This window comes from Hymenobacter agri (genome assembly GCF_054778495.1).
In genome coordinates, this window is the sequence record NZ_BAAGZM010000028.1 from 1 (window position 1) to 17,578 (window position 17,578).

The 17,578-nt window shown below is 62.8% G+C and carries 10 protein-coding genes; all 10 read left to right on the plus strand.

Features of this window, described 5'->3' with window-relative positions:
- Positions 1-3,043: SusC/RagA family TonB-linked outer membrane protein (locus tag ACYVDE_RS03140; RefSeq protein WP_460500026.1), on the plus strand; the 3,043-nt coding region annotated here is incomplete at its 5' end.
- A gap of 45 nt (positions 3,044-3,088) precedes the next feature.
- Complete coding sequence (locus ACYVDE_RS03145) at positions 3,089-4,612, plus strand: RagB/SusD family nutrient uptake outer membrane protein (RefSeq protein ID WP_460500027.1); 1,524 nt, start codon at positions 3,089-3,091, stop codon at positions 4,610-4,612.
- Between the two features lie 236 nt (positions 4,613-4,848).
- Positions 4,849-5,913, plus strand: coding sequence for a glycoside hydrolase family 43 protein (locus ACYVDE_RS03150; RefSeq protein WP_460500028.1), 1,065 nt, complete (start codon positions 4,849-4,851; stop codon positions 5,911-5,913).
- A 76-nt stretch (positions 5,914-5,989) separates the two neighbouring features.
- Positions 5,990-7,708 carry a family 43 glycosylhydrolase gene (locus tag ACYVDE_RS03155; RefSeq protein WP_460500029.1) on the plus strand — a complete coding sequence of 573 codons (1,719 nt, stop codon included), beginning with the start codon at positions 5,990-5,992 and terminating at the stop codon, positions 7,706-7,708.
- A gap of 64 nt (positions 7,709-7,772) precedes the next feature.
- Complete coding sequence (locus ACYVDE_RS03160) at positions 7,773-8,969, plus strand: aldose epimerase family protein (protein WP_460500030.1); 1,197 nt, start codon at positions 7,773-7,775, stop codon at positions 8,967-8,969.
- A gap of 313 nt (positions 8,970-9,282) precedes the next feature.
- Positions 9,283-11,025, plus strand: a complete 1,743-nt coding sequence (locus ACYVDE_RS03165; RefSeq protein WP_460500031.1) for a ribulokinase — start codon at positions 9,283-9,285, stop codon at positions 11,023-11,025.
- A 78-nt stretch (positions 11,026-11,103) separates the two neighbouring features.
- Complete coding sequence (locus tag ACYVDE_RS03170) at positions 11,104-11,802, plus strand: L-ribulose-5-phosphate 4-epimerase (RefSeq protein ID WP_460500032.1); 699 nt, start codon at positions 11,104-11,106, stop codon at positions 11,800-11,802.
- Between the two features lie 87 nt (positions 11,803-11,889).
- The gene (gene araA / locus ACYVDE_RS03175; protein WP_460500033.1) at positions 11,890-13,380 is read left to right on the plus strand and encodes an L-arabinose isomerase; all 1,491 of its coding nucleotides are present in this window, start codon (positions 11,890-11,892) and stop codon (positions 13,378-13,380) included.
- 175 nt (positions 13,381-13,555) lie between these two features.
- Entirely contained in the window at positions 13,556-15,256 is a 1,701-nt protein-coding gene (locus ACYVDE_RS03180; RefSeq protein WP_460500034.1) for an SLC5/6 family protein, read from the plus strand.
- 153 nt (positions 15,257-15,409) lie between these two features.
- A complete protein-coding gene (locus ACYVDE_RS03185) occupies positions 15,410-17,266 on the plus strand; it encodes an NPCBM/NEW2 domain-containing protein (protein WP_460500035.1) in 1,857 nt (618 codons plus the stop codon).
- The last annotated feature ends 312 nt before the right edge of the window (positions 17,267-17,578 follow it).

A 17,578-nucleotide genomic window follows, 5' to 3' on the forward strand; every position in this document is an offset into this window, starting at 1 on the left:
GGTTCCGGCCGCGTGGCGCGTGGCCATGCCAATGGCGGCGGGCGTGGCCGGCCGCGTAGTGGATGCCAGCGGTGCGGGCATTCCCGGCGTGAACGTGATTGTGAAAGGCACCAGCGTTGGCACCCAGACCGACGCCGATGGCCGCTACAGTATTGAAGCGCCCGAGGGCGCGACGCTGGTGTTTTCCTTCGTGGGCTACGCCAGCCAAGAAGTGCTGGTGAGTGGCCGCTCAGCAGTAGATGTGACGCTGACCGTGGACAGCAAGGCTCTGGGCGACGTGGTGGTCGTGGGCTACCTCACGCAGGACCGCCAGAACGTAACTAGCGCCGTGAGCAGCGTGAACGTGCAGGAAGCCGCCAAAACGCCGGTGCCCACACTGGTGCAGGGCTTGCAGGGCCGCGTGGCCGGCGTGCAGGTGGAAAGCGCCGGCAACCCCGGCGCCGTGCCCAATGTGCTGATTCGCGGCGTGGGCACTACGGGTTCGAGCAGCAATCCGCTGTATGTGATTGACGGGTTGTGGACTGACAACATCCGCGACCTAAGCCCAGCCGATATTGAGTCGACCACCGTGCTGAAAGACGCTTCCTCGACGGCTGTGTATGGCTCGCGCGGGGCCAACGGCGTTATTCTTATTACGACCAAAAAGGGGATGGCCGGTGAACCCAAAATCAGCTTCAACGGCTACAGCGGGGTCGAAAGCATCTACCGCAAGTTCGACCTGACCAACCACAGCGAATGGGCCGACCGCGCCGCCACGGCCTACCGCAACGCCGGCCTCGACCCCGCGCTGCGCATGCCGGGCTCGGTGAAGGGCACGGCGGCTTACTCCGACGCCATCGATACAGACTGGCAGAAGGAGTTCTTCCGCACCGGCCAGGTGCAGGATTATAACCTGAGCTTTTCGGGCGGCAGCACGGGCAACAAAAGCGCCAGCAACTTTTTGCTTTCGGGGGGCTATTTCCGGCAGGATGGCATTGTGAAGGGGCCTTCGTTTGAGCGCTACAGTGTGCGCCTGAACTCGGGCCTGCGCCGCGGCCGCCTCAAGGTAGGGGAGAGCCTGCTGCTCACGCACATCAACACCACACTGCTGAACGAGGTGCCGTTTGTGGATGTGCTGGCCGAATTGCCGGGTATTCCGGTGTATAATCCGCAGAACTTTGGGGGCTACGGCTACGGCAGCGCCAACCTGTTCAACTACTCGGTGAACCCGATTGGGGCGCAGCAGATTTTGAGCCGCACGCAGAAAAACAACCGCCTGCAGGGCAGTGCCAACGCCGAATTTGCCTTCACCGACTGGCTGTCGTACCGCCTGAACCTGGGCCTGGAAGTGCACGACTACAACGACAAAAACGCCCGCCGCGAAGGCTACATCCGTCTGGGTGAGTCGAGCCCGAATACTACGTACTTGTTCGAAAACCGGGGCACGGCCACTTCTACCATCGTTGAGAACACGCTGAATTTTAACAAGCGCTTTGGCGAGCACAGCGTGAACGCGCTGGTGGGCTACTCGGAACAGGCCACTTACGTGAACAACGCCACGGCCAACGCCACGGGCTTCTCGTCGCAGCCACAATATTTCTTCGTGCTGGGCGCGGGCACCAACACGGCCTCGCCGGCTACGGTGGGCGGTGGCATGGATGCCTACACCAAACGCTCGTATTTCAGCCAGCTGAACTACGACTACAAGAACCGCTACCTCGTCACGGGCAGCTTCCGCCGCGACGGCTCGTCGCGCTTCGATGCCTCGAACCGCTACGCCAACTTCGGCGCTGGCTCGCTGGGCTGGCGCATCAGCGAGGAAGACTTCTTCCGCAACGCCCTGCCGGCGGTGAACAATCTGAAGCTGCGCGCCAGCTACGGCGTGAACGGCAACGACCTGCTGCCGGGCTCCTACCTCTACCAGCCCACGGTGAACCAGACGGTGTTCTACCCGCTGGGCACGAGCCAGGCCCTGCAGTCGGCGGCTATTCAAACCGGGCTGGAAAGCAAAAACATCCGGTGGGAGTCGCGCTACACCACCGATTTTGGCCTCGACCTGGCGCTGCTCGACAGCCGCCTGACGCTGGCGGCCGACTACTACATCTCGACCACGAAGGATGCCCTCGTGAGCCCCCCGCTGCCCGCTTACTTGGGTACGGCTGGCTTCGCTCAGCCCTTCACCAACTTGGGCAAGATTGAAAATAAAGGCTGGGAGTTTGCCCTGGGCTACCACGAAAACCGCAAGGCGTTCACCTACGGCGCCGACCTGACCCTGGCCACGGTGCGCAACAAGGTGCTGCAACTCTCGGACATTCAGCCCGTGATTCCGGGCGATTTTGGGGTGACGCGCACGGAAGTGGGCCAGCCCATCAGCCGCCTCTACTTGCTCGACATGCTGGGCATTTTCCAGAGCCAGGCCGAAATCGACAACTACAAGAGTGCCGATGGCAAGGTGATTCAGCCCCTGGCCAAGCCCGGCGACGTGAAGTACAAGGACGTGAATGGCGATGGCACCATTACGTATGCCGGCGACCGCCAATACTACGGCAACCCCTTCCCCACGCTGCAGTACGGCCTGAACCTGACCGCGGGCTTCAAAGGGTTCGACCTGAGCGTGTTCTGGCAGGGCGTGAGCGGTAACGACGTGCTCAACATCACCCGCACGGCAGTGGACGGCCTGAACGGCGACACCAACTTCCGCCGCGACCTCACGCCCTGGACCCCCGAAAACCAGAGCAACACCACGCCGCGCCTCGTGTATGGCGGTGGGGCCGAGGCCGTGAAGAACTTCGAACTGGCCAGTACCCGCTGGGTGGAAGACGGCAGCTACCTGCGCCTGAAAAACGTGCAGCTGGGCTACACCTTCCCTAAAAACCTAACGAGCAAAGTGCCCAGCCTGGGCACCGTGCGCGTGTACGTGACGGGCCGCAACATCGTGACTTTCACCAAATACACTGGCTTCGACCCCGAAACGCCCGGCACGGGCATTTTCGGCCGCGGCCTCGACAACGGCACCTATCCCAACGTGCGCACCTTCACGGGTGGCCTGCAGGTCAATTTCTAAGGGCTGGCATTGCCGCATTGTTCTTCCTCCTTCGACTTTCTCGCCATGAAATTTTCTAAAAAATCCCTGCTGGCCGTGGGCAGCGTGCTGCTGCTGAGCACCACCAGCTGCAACAAAGACCTGCTGGAGCAGGTGAACCCCAACGTGCCCAGCACCGGGCAGTTCTGGAAAACGGCCGACGACGCCAACCGTGCCGTGCTGGCCGTGTACTCGGGCCAGCAGATTTTCTCGACCTACAGCCTGTACTGGCACTTTGCCACCACGGGCCGCACCGACGAGTCGTTCACCAACACGCCTGACCCCAACCTGAACCAGTACCTGGTGTTCCGGCAGGTGAGCACCACCGATGGCCGCTCGGCTTTCCTGTGGAACGACATGTACCGCATGATTTTCCGGGCCAACCAGGTGCTGACCAAGGTGCCGGCCATTGACATGGACGCCACCCAGAAAAAGCAGATTCTGGCCGAGGCGCTGTTTCTGCGCTCGCTGTGCTACTACGATTTGGCTTTGCTGTTCGGCAACCTGCCGCTCGTGACGACCCTGGCCGACGCCGCCACCCGTGTGCCCCAGGTGTCGCAGGACCAGGTGTATGCCCAGATTATAAGGGACCTGACGACGGCCAAAGAAGGCCTGCCCGCCAGCTACGACGCCACCAACCTGGGCCGCGCCACTCGTGGGGCTGCCGCCGCCCTCATGGGCAAGGTGTACATGCAGCAGCGCAACTGGGCCGAGGCCTCGAAGCAGTTCGCCGAGGTGATTGGCTCGGGCAAGTACGCGCTGGTGAACAACTACGCCGACAACTTTACCGAGAGCAACGAGAATAACAGCGAGTCCATCTATGAGGTGCAGTTTTCGGGCGTGAACAAGAACTTCGGGCAGGACTTTGCCGGCGCCGCCGAGGGCAACGAGCGCGCCCAGTTCTTCGGCCCTCCCGGCATCGGCTTCACCGACGTGGAAGTGCGCCGCTGGCTGTTTCAGGAATACTACGACCAGACGGCCGCGGGCGGCGTCGACCCCCGCCGCGACAACACTCTGTTCAGCGCTGTGGGCACGCCCACGCTCTATGGCAAGTCGTTTGCCGGCGTCGGGGCCAATAGCCTCAACATCAACCCCACGCGGCTGCTGTGGCGCAAGTATCAGAACGACCGCACCCGCAACTTCGAAGACTTCTTCTCGGGCATCAACATTCGCCTGATTCGCTACGCCGACGTGCTGCTGATGCAGGCCGAAGCCCTGAACGAGCTGGGCCGCCCGGCCGATGCCCTGCCGCTCATCAACCAGGTGCGCCAGCGCCCCTCGGTGAACCTGACGCCGCTGACTGGTACGTTTACGCAGAGTGACCTGCGCGACCAGCTGCGCCACGAGCGCATCACCGAGTTGGCCGGCGAAGGCACGCGCTGGAGCGACTTGGTGCGCTACGGGCTGTTCGATTCGGCCGCCGGCCTGAACGAGCTGCGCGCCCGCGACGCCGACTTCAACAACTTCATCTCGCCCAAAAACAAGCTGCTGCCCATCCCGCAGACCGATATCGACATTGATAAAAGCCTGCGGCAAAACCCGGGTTTCTAGGAATATTGGGCTGAGCTGGTCGAGCCGAAGGTAGTTGTGAGGCCGGCAGCTGTACCGCGCGAGTAACTCGTTCTCGGCAACGAACGTGGTGGAACAAGTTCGTTGTTGCGGCTGGTGGGTCCATAGAACGAGGCAGTAGCGCTGCCCGGCCTGCGGCAACCATCGGCTCGACGAGCTCAGCCCCAAACAATATGTAGTTGCGCTTTCCCTTTCCCACGGCCTGCTTATCCCACCCCATGCCAATTCCCCGATTCCGAAGCCTGTTGCTGTTCGTGCTGCTGGGCGCAGCCGGCTGCGCCAAGGCGCCGACCACGCCCTTTGTGCCGCCGCCCGTGACGACCAACACGGGGCCCACGTTTCAGAACCCGCTGCTGCCCTCGGGGCCCGACCCGTGGGTGGCGCAGAAGGACGGCTTCTACTACTTCATGAGCACGCTGAATGACCGGCTGGCCATCTGGAAAACGGCAAAAATGTCGGACCTGCGCACCACACCCGCCACGGTGGTCTGGACGCCGCCGGCCAGCGGCGCGGCCTCGGCCAACCTGTGGGCGCCCGAGCTGTACTTCTTCGACGGCAAATGGTACATCTACTACACGGCCGGCACGGCGCCCGGCGACTTCGGCCTGCAGCGCACCTGGGTGCTCGAAAACGCCAGCGCCGACCCCACCAAGGGCACCTGGGTCGATAAAGGCCGGATTTACAGCCCCAACGCCGACTTCTGGGCCATCGATGCCACCGTGCTGGAGCAGAACGGCAGCCGCTACCTCATCTGGTCGGGACACAACGGGGTTGATGCCATCCAGCGCCTCTGGATTTCGCGCATGAGCAACCCCTGGACGCTCACGGGCCCGCGCGTGGAGCTGTCGCACCCCGAATTCAGCTGGGAGAATGTAGGGCCACCCTTCGTGAACGAAGGCCCCGAAATTCTCCAGCGCAACGGCAAAACCTTCCTGGTGTACTCGGCCAGCTTCTGCGGCACCGACCAGTACGCGCTGGGCATGCTCACGACCAGCAGCACCGCTGACCCGATGCTGCCGGCCTCGTGGACGAAATCGCCCCAGCCCGTATTTTCGCAGAACCCCGCCAACCGCGCCTACGCCACCGGCCACAACGGCTTCTTCACCTCGAAAGACGGCACCGAGAACTGGATTGTGTACCACGCCAACTCCAACCCCAACGAAGGCTGCGTGGAAAAGCGCAACCCCCGCATGCAAAAATTCACCTGGAACGCCGACGGCACGCCCAATTTCGGCGTGCCCGTGGCCATCAACGTGGACATCCTCAAGCCCAGCGGAGAGTAGCTTTTGAGTAGGAAGTACCAAGTATTGAGTAGTCAGATTTTAGCTAAGAACCTTTCGCATTTATCCCCACCTAATCATGCGTAACACTATTACCCTTTCTATTTCAAATCGTCCGGCTCCCCTCTCCGCGGGAGAGGGGCAGGGGGTGAGCTTTGCCGCTCGCGCCATTTACTTGTTTCTGTTCACGCTCCTGAGCCTCACCGCCCAGGCCCAAATGGGCAACGTGGGCGCGCACGACCCGTCCACCGTCATCAAAGACGGCAACAAATACTGGACCTTTACCACCGGCCAGGGCATCACCAGCCTGTACTCGACCGATTTGGTGAAGTGGACGGCCGGCCCGCGCCCGGTGTTCCAGAACAACGGCTACCCGAGCTGGATAAACACGGCGGTGCCGGGCTTCGGCGGCAATTTCTGGGCGCCGGATTGCATTTTCATGAACGGCAAGTTTTACCTGTACTACTCCTGCTCGTCGTTTGGCTCGAAGGTGTCGGCCATTGGCCTGGCCACCAACGTGACGCTCGACCCCAGCAGCCCCAACTACAACTGGGTTGACCAGGGCGTGGTGATTCAAACCAACAACGGCAGCGCCGTGAATGCCATCGACCCGGCCATTTTCAAGGACACCAACGGCGACGTGTGGTTCACCTACGGCTCGTTCTTCGGCGGCATCCGCACCACGCAGCTCGATGCGGCCACTGGCAAAATTATCAACCAGGGCAACCAGTTTGCGGTGGTGAACGGCAACCCCGAAGCCGCCTACCTCACCAAAAACGGCAGCTACTACTACATGTTCTTCAACCGCGGCGCGTGCTGCAACGGCGTGAACAGCACCTACTACATCATGGTAGGCCGCTCGACTTCGCCCACCGGTCCCTTCCTCGACCAGAGTGGCGTGAGCATCAACAACGGCGGCGGCACGCTGGTGCTTAACGTGTCGGGCCGCTACGTGGGCCCCGGCCACGCCGGCATCATCAGCGAAGGCGGCGCCAACTTCTTCTCGCACCACTACTACGACGGCGAAGACAACGGCGCCCCTAAGCTCGGCCTCGCCAAGCTGACCTGGGATGCCGGCTGGCCCGTGGTAACGCGCGACTGGGCCCCCGCCGGCCGCTACGAGGTGGGCACCAGCGCCGGCCTCGTGTGGGAAGCAAGCGGCTGCACCGGCGCCAGCGGCCAGCCCATTGTGCAGGCCGCCCGCACCAGCCAACCCTGCCAGCGCTGGGACTTCACCCCACTCGGCGACGGCGACTACAAAATCACCAGCGCCCAGGGCGGCCTGGCCGCCACGGTGGCTAACTGCTCACCCACCAACGGCTCGCTGCTACAACTCGGCAACTACAGTTTCATCAGTTGCAAGCAGTTCCACATCAACCGCGCCAACGACGGCACGCTCGTACTCACCTCGCTGAACGGCGGCCGCGCGGTGGAGGTGCCCAATGCCTCCACCACCGCCGGCCAGCAGCTGGGCTTGTTCGACTACAACGGCCTGGCCAACCAGCGCTTCACCCTCACGAACACGGCCCTGGCCACCGCCGGCGCGCAGCAGCTCGCGGGCGTGAGCATCTTCCCGGTGCCGGCTGAGCGTGGCGGGTTCACCGTCGATTTGGGCGCTAATAAGGCGGCCGCGACCACCGTGGCTGTGTTCAACCTGCAGGGGCAGCTGGTGCACCGCCAGGCCTACGCCGCCGCTCAAACCCGGCTGGCCGTCGAAACCACGCTCGCCCCCGGCCTCTACCTGGTGCGGGTGCAGCAGGGCGCGGCCATAGCCACCCAAAAGCTGACGGTGCAGTAGCCTACCACCCGGTTGCTGCGCTGTTTTTAATCCTCACGCTGTCATTCATTTCCCCACTTCATCTATGATGTCATTTCGTCGTTCCGGGCTGCTGGCCGTAACATTGCCCGGCCTGCTGTTGCTGGCCGCCTGCGGGTCTAACCAATCGGCAGAGCAAACCACCACGACGGCTCCGGCCGCCGACTCCACCTCCACGCAAGCCGCTGCCATGCCTACTTCCACTTCCTTCGGCAAAGCCCTCGACGGGACCGAGATTCAGCTCTTCACCCTCACCAACAAGCAGGGCGCCAAGGCCGCCATCACCAACTACGCCGGCACCCTCGTGAGCCTGATGATGCCCGACAAAGACGGTAAGATGGGCGACGTAGTGCTGGGCTTCGACAGCGTGAGCGACTACCAGAGCCCGGCCTTCCGCAAGGCCAACCCTTACATCGGCGCGCTCATCGGCCGCTACGGCAACCGCATCGCCAAAGGCAAATTCACGCTCGACGGCAAGCAGTACCAGCTGCCCACCAACAACGGCGCCAACAGCCTGCACGGCGGCAAAACGGGCTACGACCAGCGCATCTGGGAAGCCACGCCCGGCACCTCGCCCGCCGGCCAGACGCTCACGCTGAAATACCTGAGCAAGGACGGCGAGGAAGGCTACCCCGGCAACCTGCAAATCACGGTGGTGTACACCCTCACCGACGCCAACGCCCTGCAAATCGACTACACCGCCACCACCGACAAGGCCACCGTCGTCAACCTCACCAACCACGCCTACTTCAACCTGAGCCACGGCGTGAGCAAAGACATTCTGGCCCACGAAGTAACCCTGCCCGCCGACCGCTACACCGTGGTCGACGCCGACTTGATTCCGACCGGCGAGCTACGCCCGGTGAAGGGCACGCCCTTCGATTTCCTCACGCCCCACGCCATCGGCGAGCGCATTGCGCAGGTGCCCGGCGGCTACGACCACAACTGGGTGCTGAACACCGCCACCGGCCAGCACAGTGCAGCCACCGTGTACGACCCCGCCTCGGGCCGCACCATGGAAGTAACCACCGACCAGCCCGGCATTCAGTTCTACACCGGCAACTTCCTCGACGGCAGCCTCACGGGCAAGGGCGGCACCGTGTACGGCAAGCACGCCGGCTTCTGCCTCGAAACCCAGCACTTTCCCGATTCGCCCAACCAGCCCAAGTTCCCCAGTACCGTGCTGAAGCCGGGCGAAACCTACCACACGGTGAGCACCTACACCTTCGGCGTGCGCAAGTAGGCGCAGGTTCGGATTTGTCATGCTTATCTGGCGTCCGCGCAGCCGAAGCATCTCTACCGCGCAAGTAAATAATTACTATTGCAGTAGAGATGCTTCGGCTGCGTTTTTTGTCATGCATATGGCAATTTCATTAACGAGAAATAATCCCGAAAACAGTAGTTTTTCACAATCGATAATCTAACTTTGGAAAAACTTGCCGACCCGGCATAATTTCCAAGTTGACTGCTCTGGTTTGCGGCGCCCAAACTACTGCTGCAAACAACCTCTCGGCTACTGCCGCCGCGCCATTCCCCCGCCCCTTAATCCCATCACCGTGCAAGAAAATCCCACCGCTTACGTCATCGGCATCGACTACGGCACCGACTCCGTGCGGGCCCTGCTCGTGAATGCCCGCACCGGGGCCGAAATCGCCCAGGCCGTGCACTACTACCCGCGCTGGAAGGCCGGCCGCTACTGCCAAGCCACTAAAAACCAGTTCCGTCAGCACCCGCTCGACTACATCGAGGGCCTCGAAAGCACTGTGCGCCAAGTGGCCCAGCAGGTGCCCGCCGCCCAGATTGTGGGCCTGGCTATCGATACCACCGGCAGCACGCCCGGCCCGGTGAACGCCAACGGCGTGGCCCTGGGCCTGCTACCCGAGTTTGCCGAGAACCCCAACGCGCTGTTCGTGCTTTGGAAAGACCACACGGCGCTGGCCGAAGCGGCCGAAATCAACCACAAGGCCCGCACCTGGGGCGGCGAAGACTACACCCGCTTTGAGGGCGGCATCTACTCGTCGGAGTGGTTTTGGGCGAAAATCATGCACATCCTGCGCGAAGACGAGACCGTGGCCGCCGCCGCGCACTCCTGGATGGAGCACTGCGACTGGATGACGTTGCTGCTCACGGGCGGCGACCTCGCCAGCTTCCGCCGCAGCCGTTGCGCCGCCGGCCACAAGGCCATGTGGCACGAGAACTGGGGCGGCCTGCCGTCGGAGCATTTTCTCACGTATCTCGAGCCAAAACTGGCTGGTTTACACAATCGATTATTTAATGAAACCTACACCGCCGACCAGGTGGCCGGCCACCTCTCCGCGGAGTGGGCGCAGCGCCTAGGTCTGAGCACCGCCACCGTGGTAGCCGTGGGCTCGTTCGATGCGCACGCCGGCGCGGTGGCGGGCGAGATTGAAGCCTACTCGATGGTGAAGGTGATGGGCACCAGCACCTGCGACATCGTAGTGGCCCCCACCGCCGAAGTGGGCGACCACCTCGTGGCCGGCATCTGTGGGCAGGTCGATGGCTCGGTGATTCCCGGCATGCTGGGCCTGGAGGCCGGGCAGTCGGCCTTCGGCGACTTGCTGGCCTGGTTCCGCAACATCGTGGAGTGGCCGTTGCACAACGTGCTGCCGCAGTCGAAGGTGCTGACGCCGGAATTGCAGGCCGCCCTGCGCGAGGAGATGAGCGACGCGCTGCTGGTGCAGCTCAGCGACGCGGCCGCCGCCGTCGACCCCGCCGAATCGCATGTGCTGGCGCTGGACTGGGTGAACGGCCGCCGCACGCCCGACGCCAACCAGGCCCTGAAAGGCGCGCTGATGAACCTGACCATGGGTACCAACGCCCCGCAGATTTTCCGGGCACTGGTGGAGGCAATCTGCTACGGCTCGAAGCAGATTGTGGAGCGGTTTGAAAGCGAAGGCATCCCGATTAAGCAGGTCATCGGCATCGGCGGTGTGGCCAAAAAGTCGCGCTTCGTGATGCAGACCCTGGCCGACGTGCTCGACCGGCCCATCAAAATCGCCGTGTCGGAGCAGGCGCCCGCGCTGGGCTCGGCCATCTACGCCGCCGTGGCCGCCGGCATTCAGCCCGACGTGACGACCGCGCAGAAGGCCATGGGCTCGGGCTTTGCCGAAACCTACCTGCCCAACCCCGCCCGTGTGGCCGACTACGCCGCCCGCTACGCGCAGTACCAGGCCTTTGGGCAGTTTGTGGAAACGGCGACGGTAGGGGAGGAGCAGAGCAAATCCGCGACGGAAGAACGTCATGCTGAGCTTGTCGAAGCATCTCTCCCGCAACACTAATTCAAATCGATTCAACGAAGCGGGAGAGATGCTTCGACTGCGCTCAGCATGACCTGTTGAAACACCACCCCCATTAAAATGAGCCAATACCAAGCCCTGAAACAAGCCTGCTACGAGGCCAACATGCAGCTGCCCAAGCTTGGGCTGGTGCTCTTTACCTTCGGCAACGCCAGCGTGGTCGACCGCGAGCGCAGCGTGTTCGCCATCAAGCCCAGCGGCGTGCCCTACGCCACGCTCACGCCCGAGGACATTGTGATTGTCGACTTCGAAGGCAACGCGGTGGAAGGCAGCAAGCGGCCCTCGTCCGATACCAAGACGCACGCGCTGCTATTCAAGCAGTGGCCCGAGATTGGCGGCATCGTGCATACGCACAGCACTTACGCCACCGCCTGGGCCCAGGCCCAGCTTGATATTCCGATTCTGGGCACCACCCACGCCGACCACCTGACGGTGGACGTGCCCTGCGCCCCGCCCATGAGCGACGAGCTCATCGAGGGCGACTACGAGCACCAGACCGGCTGGCAAATCATCAACGAGTTTGCCAAGCGCGGCCTCTCGCCGAGCGAAGTAGAGATGATTCTCGTGGGCAACCACGCGCCCTTCACTTGGGGCAAAACCGTGGAGAAGGCCGTATACCACAGCGCCGTGCTCGAAGAGTTGGCCCGCCTGGCCTACCTCAGCTGCACGCTGCGGCCGGGCGTGGAACGACTCAAGGACGCCCTCATTACCAAGCACTACGAGCGCAAGCACGGCGCGAAATCCTACTACGGGCAGTAGCCATGTAGCGCGGACTTTGTAGTCCGCGACTGTAAGAATTCCCCTCCTCAACTATTCACTCGCGGACTACAAAGTCCGCGCTACATTATGATTGACCTCTCGCACTACGAAGCCTGGTTCATTACCGGCAGCCAGCACCTCTACGGCCCCGAAACCCTGGAGCAGGTGGCCCAGCACTCGCAGCAGATTGCCGAAGCCCTGGGCTCGGCGCTGCCCATCAAAATCGTGTATAAGCCCGTGCTTACGGGCCCGGACGCCATTACGCAGTTGGTGCGCGAGGCCAACACCACCGAGAATTGCGTGGGTTTGATTGCCTGGATGCACACCTTTTCGCCGGCCAAAATGTGGATAAACGGCCTGAAGATTCTGCAGAAGCCGCTGGCGCACCTGCACACGCAGTTCAACCGCGACATTCCATGGGCCGACATCGACATGGACTTCATGAACACCAACCAGTCGGCGCACGGCGACCGCGAGTTTGGTTTCATCGGGGCGCGGCTGAAGCTGAAGCGCAAGGTGGTGGTGGGCCACTGGCAGAGCGCCGATGTGCACGAGCGCCTCAGCATCTGGGCGCGGGCGGCTTGCGCCTGGGCCGACTGGCAGGGCGCGCGCATCGTGCGCTTCGGCGACAACATGCGCTACGTGGCCGTGACCGAAGGCGACAAAGTGGAGGCTGAATTCAAGTTTGGCTACTCGGTGAACACCTACGGCATCGGCGATTTGGTGGCCGTTATCAACGCCGCTTCGGATGCCGACGTGGACGCGCTGCTGGCCACCTACGAACAGGAATACGACCTGGCCGACGACCTGAAAGCCGGCGGCACCCAGCGCGACAGCCTGCGCGAAGCCGCCCGGATTGAATTGGGCATGCGCAAATTCCTGCAGGACACCCAGGCCATCGGCTTCACCGACACCTTCGAGGACCTGCACGGCATGGCGCAGCTGCCCGGCATTGCCACGCAGCGCCTCATGGCCGAGGGCTACGGCTTCGGCGGCGAGGGCGACTGGAAAACCTCGGCCCTGGTGCGCGCCATGAAGGTGATGGGCGCGGGGCTGCCCGGCGGCAACTCCTTTATGGAAGATTACACCTACCACTTCGAGCCCGGCAACGAGCAGGTGCTCGGCTCGCACATGCTCGAAATCTGCCCCAGCATCGCCGAAGGCAAGGTGAAGGTGGAAGTGCATCCGCTGGGCATCGGCGGCAAGGCCGACCCGGCCCGCCTGGTGTTCAACTGCCCCGCCGGCCCGGCCCTGAACGCCACCATCGTGGACCTCGGCCACCGCTTCCGCATGATTGTAAACGAAGTGGAGGCCGTGCTGCCCGCCCAGGACCTGCCCAAGCTACCCGTGGCCCGCGTGCTCTGGAAAGTGCTGCCCGACCTGAACACCGGCGCCGCCGCCTGGATTCTGGCCGGCGGCGCCCACCACACCGGCTACAGCCAGAACCTGACCGCCGAGTACCTCGAAGACTTCGCCGAAATGGCCGGCATCGAGTTCGTCATCATCGACGCGGATACTAAAATGCGGACGTTCAAAAACGAGCTGCGGTACAACGAAGTGGCCTTCGCCGGCTGCTAGAACACGCCTTAACAGAACGATAGAAAAAGAACGTCATGCTGAGCGTAGCCGAAGCATCTCGCGTGCAGCAGTAATCAATGCTATTGCAACGAAGCGAGCGAGATGCTTCGGCTGCGCTCAGCATGACGTTCTGATTTAACCCAACAATCTCTCAAGCCCACCCAACCCCTTCCCAATGCGGAACAACCTGACTACAGTGGACCTGCTGGTCTTTTTCTTTTACCTGATTGGCGTGTCGGGCTACGGCTTCTACATCTACCAGAGCAAGAAAAAGGCCGAGCAGAGCACCAAAGACTACTTTCTGGCCGAGGGCTCGCTCACGTGGTGGGCCATTGGCGCGAGCATGATTGCCTCCAACATCTCGGCCGAGCAGTTCATTGGCATGTCGGGTTCGGGCTTCAAGGTGGGCGTGGCGGTGGCGGCCTACGAGTGGGTGGCGGCCGTGGTGCTCATCATCGTGGCTGTATTCTTCATGCCGGTGTATCTGAAGAATAGAATCTCCACGATGCCGCAGTTTCTGGAGCAGCGCTACAACTCGACGCTGAGCCTGATTATGAGCATCTTCTGGCTGTTTTTGTACGTGCTGGTCAACCTCACGTCCATTCTCTACCTGGGCGCGCTGGCGCTGAGCAACCTCGTGGGCGGCGACTCCTTCCACACCATCATCATCCTGCTGGCGCTGTTTGCGCTGCTGATTTCGATTGGCGGCATGAAGGTGGTGGGCTACACCGACGTGGTGCAGGTGGTGGTGCTCGTGGTGGGCGGCCTCGTTACGACGTACATCGCGCTCAGCTTGGTGAGCACCAAGTTTGGCCTGGGCGGCGGCGCCATCTCGGGCTTCACGGCCCTGATGGACAAGGCGCCCGACCACTTCAAGATGATATTTGCCAAGCCCACCAGTGGCACGCCGCAGGTGGAAGTGGATAAATACCTGGCCCTGCCCGGCATCGCCATGTACTTCGCCGGGCAGTGGATTGTGAACCTGAACTACTGGGGCTGCAACCAGTACATCACCCAGCGCGCGCTGGGCGCCGATTTGCACACGGCCCGCACCGGCATCCTGTTTGCCGGCATTCTCAAGCTGATGATGCCCGTGATTGTGATGCTGCCCGGCATCGCAGCCTACGTGCTTTACCGCAACGGCAGCCTGCAAGCGGAGATGTCGAGCACCGGCGCGTTCAACTCCGACAACGCCTATTCGGCCATTCTCACCTTCCTGCCGAATGGCCTGAAGGGCCTGAGCATGGCCGCCCTCACGGCTGCCATCGTGGCCTCGCTGGCGGGCAAGGTGAACTCGATTTCGACCATCTTCACCCTCGACATTTATAAGCGCTACCTCAACAAGGACGCTTCGGAGAAAAAGCAGGTGCTGGTGGGCCGCTTCACCATTCTGGCGGCCGTAATTCTGAGCGTGTGCTTCACCTGGAAGGACCTGCTGGGCATTGGCGGCGAGGGCGGCTTCCAGTTCATTCAGAAATACACGGGCTTCATCTCGCCCGGCATTCTGGCGGTGTTCCTGCTGGGCATGTTCTGGAAGCGCACCACAGCCACGGCCGGCATTGTAGGTATTCTGGCGGGCTTTGCGCTGTCGGTGTTCTTCAACAACTACGCGCCCGCCGTGCTGGGCCCCGAAACCCTGCTCTACACCGCTTTCCGCAACAGCGCGGGCGTGTACGAAATCCCCTTCCTGATTTGCATGGGCCTGTCGTTTGCCATCACGATGGTGCTGATGGTGGCCGTGAGCCTCGCCGGCCCGGTGGTGAATGCCCGCTCCATTCAGCTCGACGCCAGCATGTTCCGCGTGAGCACGCAAACGATGACGCTGATTGTGATTACCATGTTGATGCTGACGGCTTTGTACACGAAGTTCTGGTAGGGTAAGCACGATAGAAACAAGAACGTCATGCTGAGCCTGTCGATGCATCTCTACCGCAGTAGTAATCAATGCTGATTGCAACGAAGCGGTAGAGATGCTTCGACAAGCTCAGCATGACCGTTTTGATGGTAATCCAACCCACACGCCCATCCTATGAAAACGCCCCAACGCCTCCTGCCGCTCGCCCTGCTCGCCACGCTGGCCACCCAGCCGCTGGCGGCCCAAAAGGCTGCGCCGAAAGCCGCGCCCGCGCCCAAAACCGACTTCCACGCCTGGGCCCCCACGCCCCCGATGGGCTGGAACAGCTGGGACTGCTACGGCCCCACCGTGACCGAAGCCGAGGTACGCGCCAACGCCGACTACATGGCCAAAAACCTCAAAAGCAGCGGTTGGGAGTACGTGGTGGTGGACATTCGCTGGTACGTGGGCAACGACACCGCCCACGGCTACAACGAGAAAGACCCCGCCTGGAGCATCGATGCCTACGGCCGCCTCGTGCCGGCGGTGAACCGGTTTCCGTCGGCGGCCGGGGGCAAGGGCTTTCGGCCGCTGGCCGATTACCTGCACGGCAAGGGATTGAAATTCGGTATTCATATCATGCGCGGCGTGCCGGTGGTGGCGGTGCAGCGCCGGCTGCCGATTCTGGGCACCAAACTCACGGCCGCCGATATCTACTCGAAGGAGGGACAGGCAGCCTGGCTGCACGACATGTACACGGTGAAAACCGGGCCGGGCGCGCAGGAGTATTACGATTCGCTGTTCAAGCTCTACGCCGCGTGGGGGCTCGATTTTGTGAAGGTCGACGACCTGTCGGAGCCCTACCACAAGGCCGAGGTGGAGATGATTCGGCGGGCCATTGATAAGTCGGGGCGCAAAATCGTGTTCAGCACCTCGCCCGGCGAAACACCCATTGCCGAGGCTAGGCACGTGGCTGCCAATGCCAATATGTGGCGCACCGTGGGCGATTTCTGGGACAGCTGGGAACAGCTGAAGGAGCATTTCGAGGTGTGCAACCGCTGGGCTCCGCACATCCAGTTCGGCGCGTATCCGGATGCGGACATGCTGCCGCTGGGCCGGCTGGGCATCCGCGCCGAGCGGGGCGACGACCGCATGAGCCGCTTCACCCGCGACGAGCAGTACACGCTGATGACGCTCTGGAGCATCTTCCGCTCGCCGCTGATGTTTGGCGGCGACCTGCCCAGCAACGACCCGTTCACGCTGGGGCTGCTCACCAACAAAAACGTGCTGGCCATGCACCGCGGCAGCACGCACAACCGCCAGCTGTTCCGGCGCGGCGACCTCGTGGCCTGGACCGCCGACGACCCCGCCACCGGCGACAAGTTCCTGGCCCTCTTCAATGCCCAGGACCAGGAAATGGCCCCCGCCCGCGAAGCCGCCTGGGCCAGCGCCGTCATCAACCGCCAAACGCCCGGCCAAAGCCAGCCCGTCGACGTCGACATTACTGGTGCCAGCAAGCTCTACCTGAGCGTGCGCGACGGCGGCGACGGCAGCGCCTGGGACCACGCCGACTGGCTGAACCCCACGCTCAGCAACGCCACCACCACCAAAAGCCTTACCGAACTGCCCTGGCAGAGCGCCACCGCCGGCTGGGGCCAGGCCACGAAGGACAAAAGCGTGTCGGGCGCGCCGCTCATCGTGGCCGACAAAACCTACGCGCAAGGCATCGGCACCCACGCCAACTCGCTGATTGAGTACGCGCTGCCGGCCGGCTACACCCACTTCCGGGCCACGGCCGGCCTCGACAAGGCGGCCGCGGGGCAGAACACCGGCGGCACCATGCAATTCCTGGTGTTCACCAAAAGCCCGCTGCTGCCCGCCCCGGCCGATTCGGTGCAGATTCCGGTGGCGCTGGCGCAGCTGGGGCTGGCGGGCCAGTGCACGGTGCGCGACCTGTGGAGCGGCAAAAAGACTGCTGCTACGGGCGAGTTTGCGCCTTACGTGCGGCGGCATGGTGCGCGGCTGTACCGCATTTTGAAGGGCGAGAAATAACTCCGATGTAAAAACGCGACACTGCTCGTCTCGGCGTTGAGAGGCTTTGGAGCCGCGCCCATGCGGTGCGGACCCGCAGACGCGAAATGCCGCGTCGCTACGCCTTTGCCAAACGCAAAAAGGGGGCTGACCAATCGGTTAGCCCTCTTTTTGCTTCGTGGTCAGCTGCCTTATTCCACTGTCAGGCGCTGGTGCAGCGCGCCGCAGCGCAGCACGTAGAGGCCAGCCGGCAGGCCCGCGAGCGACACTGTAGCTTCGGAGCTGGTGGCAGGGGCGGGCTGCATGCGCACCTGCCGGCCCAGCGCATCGAAC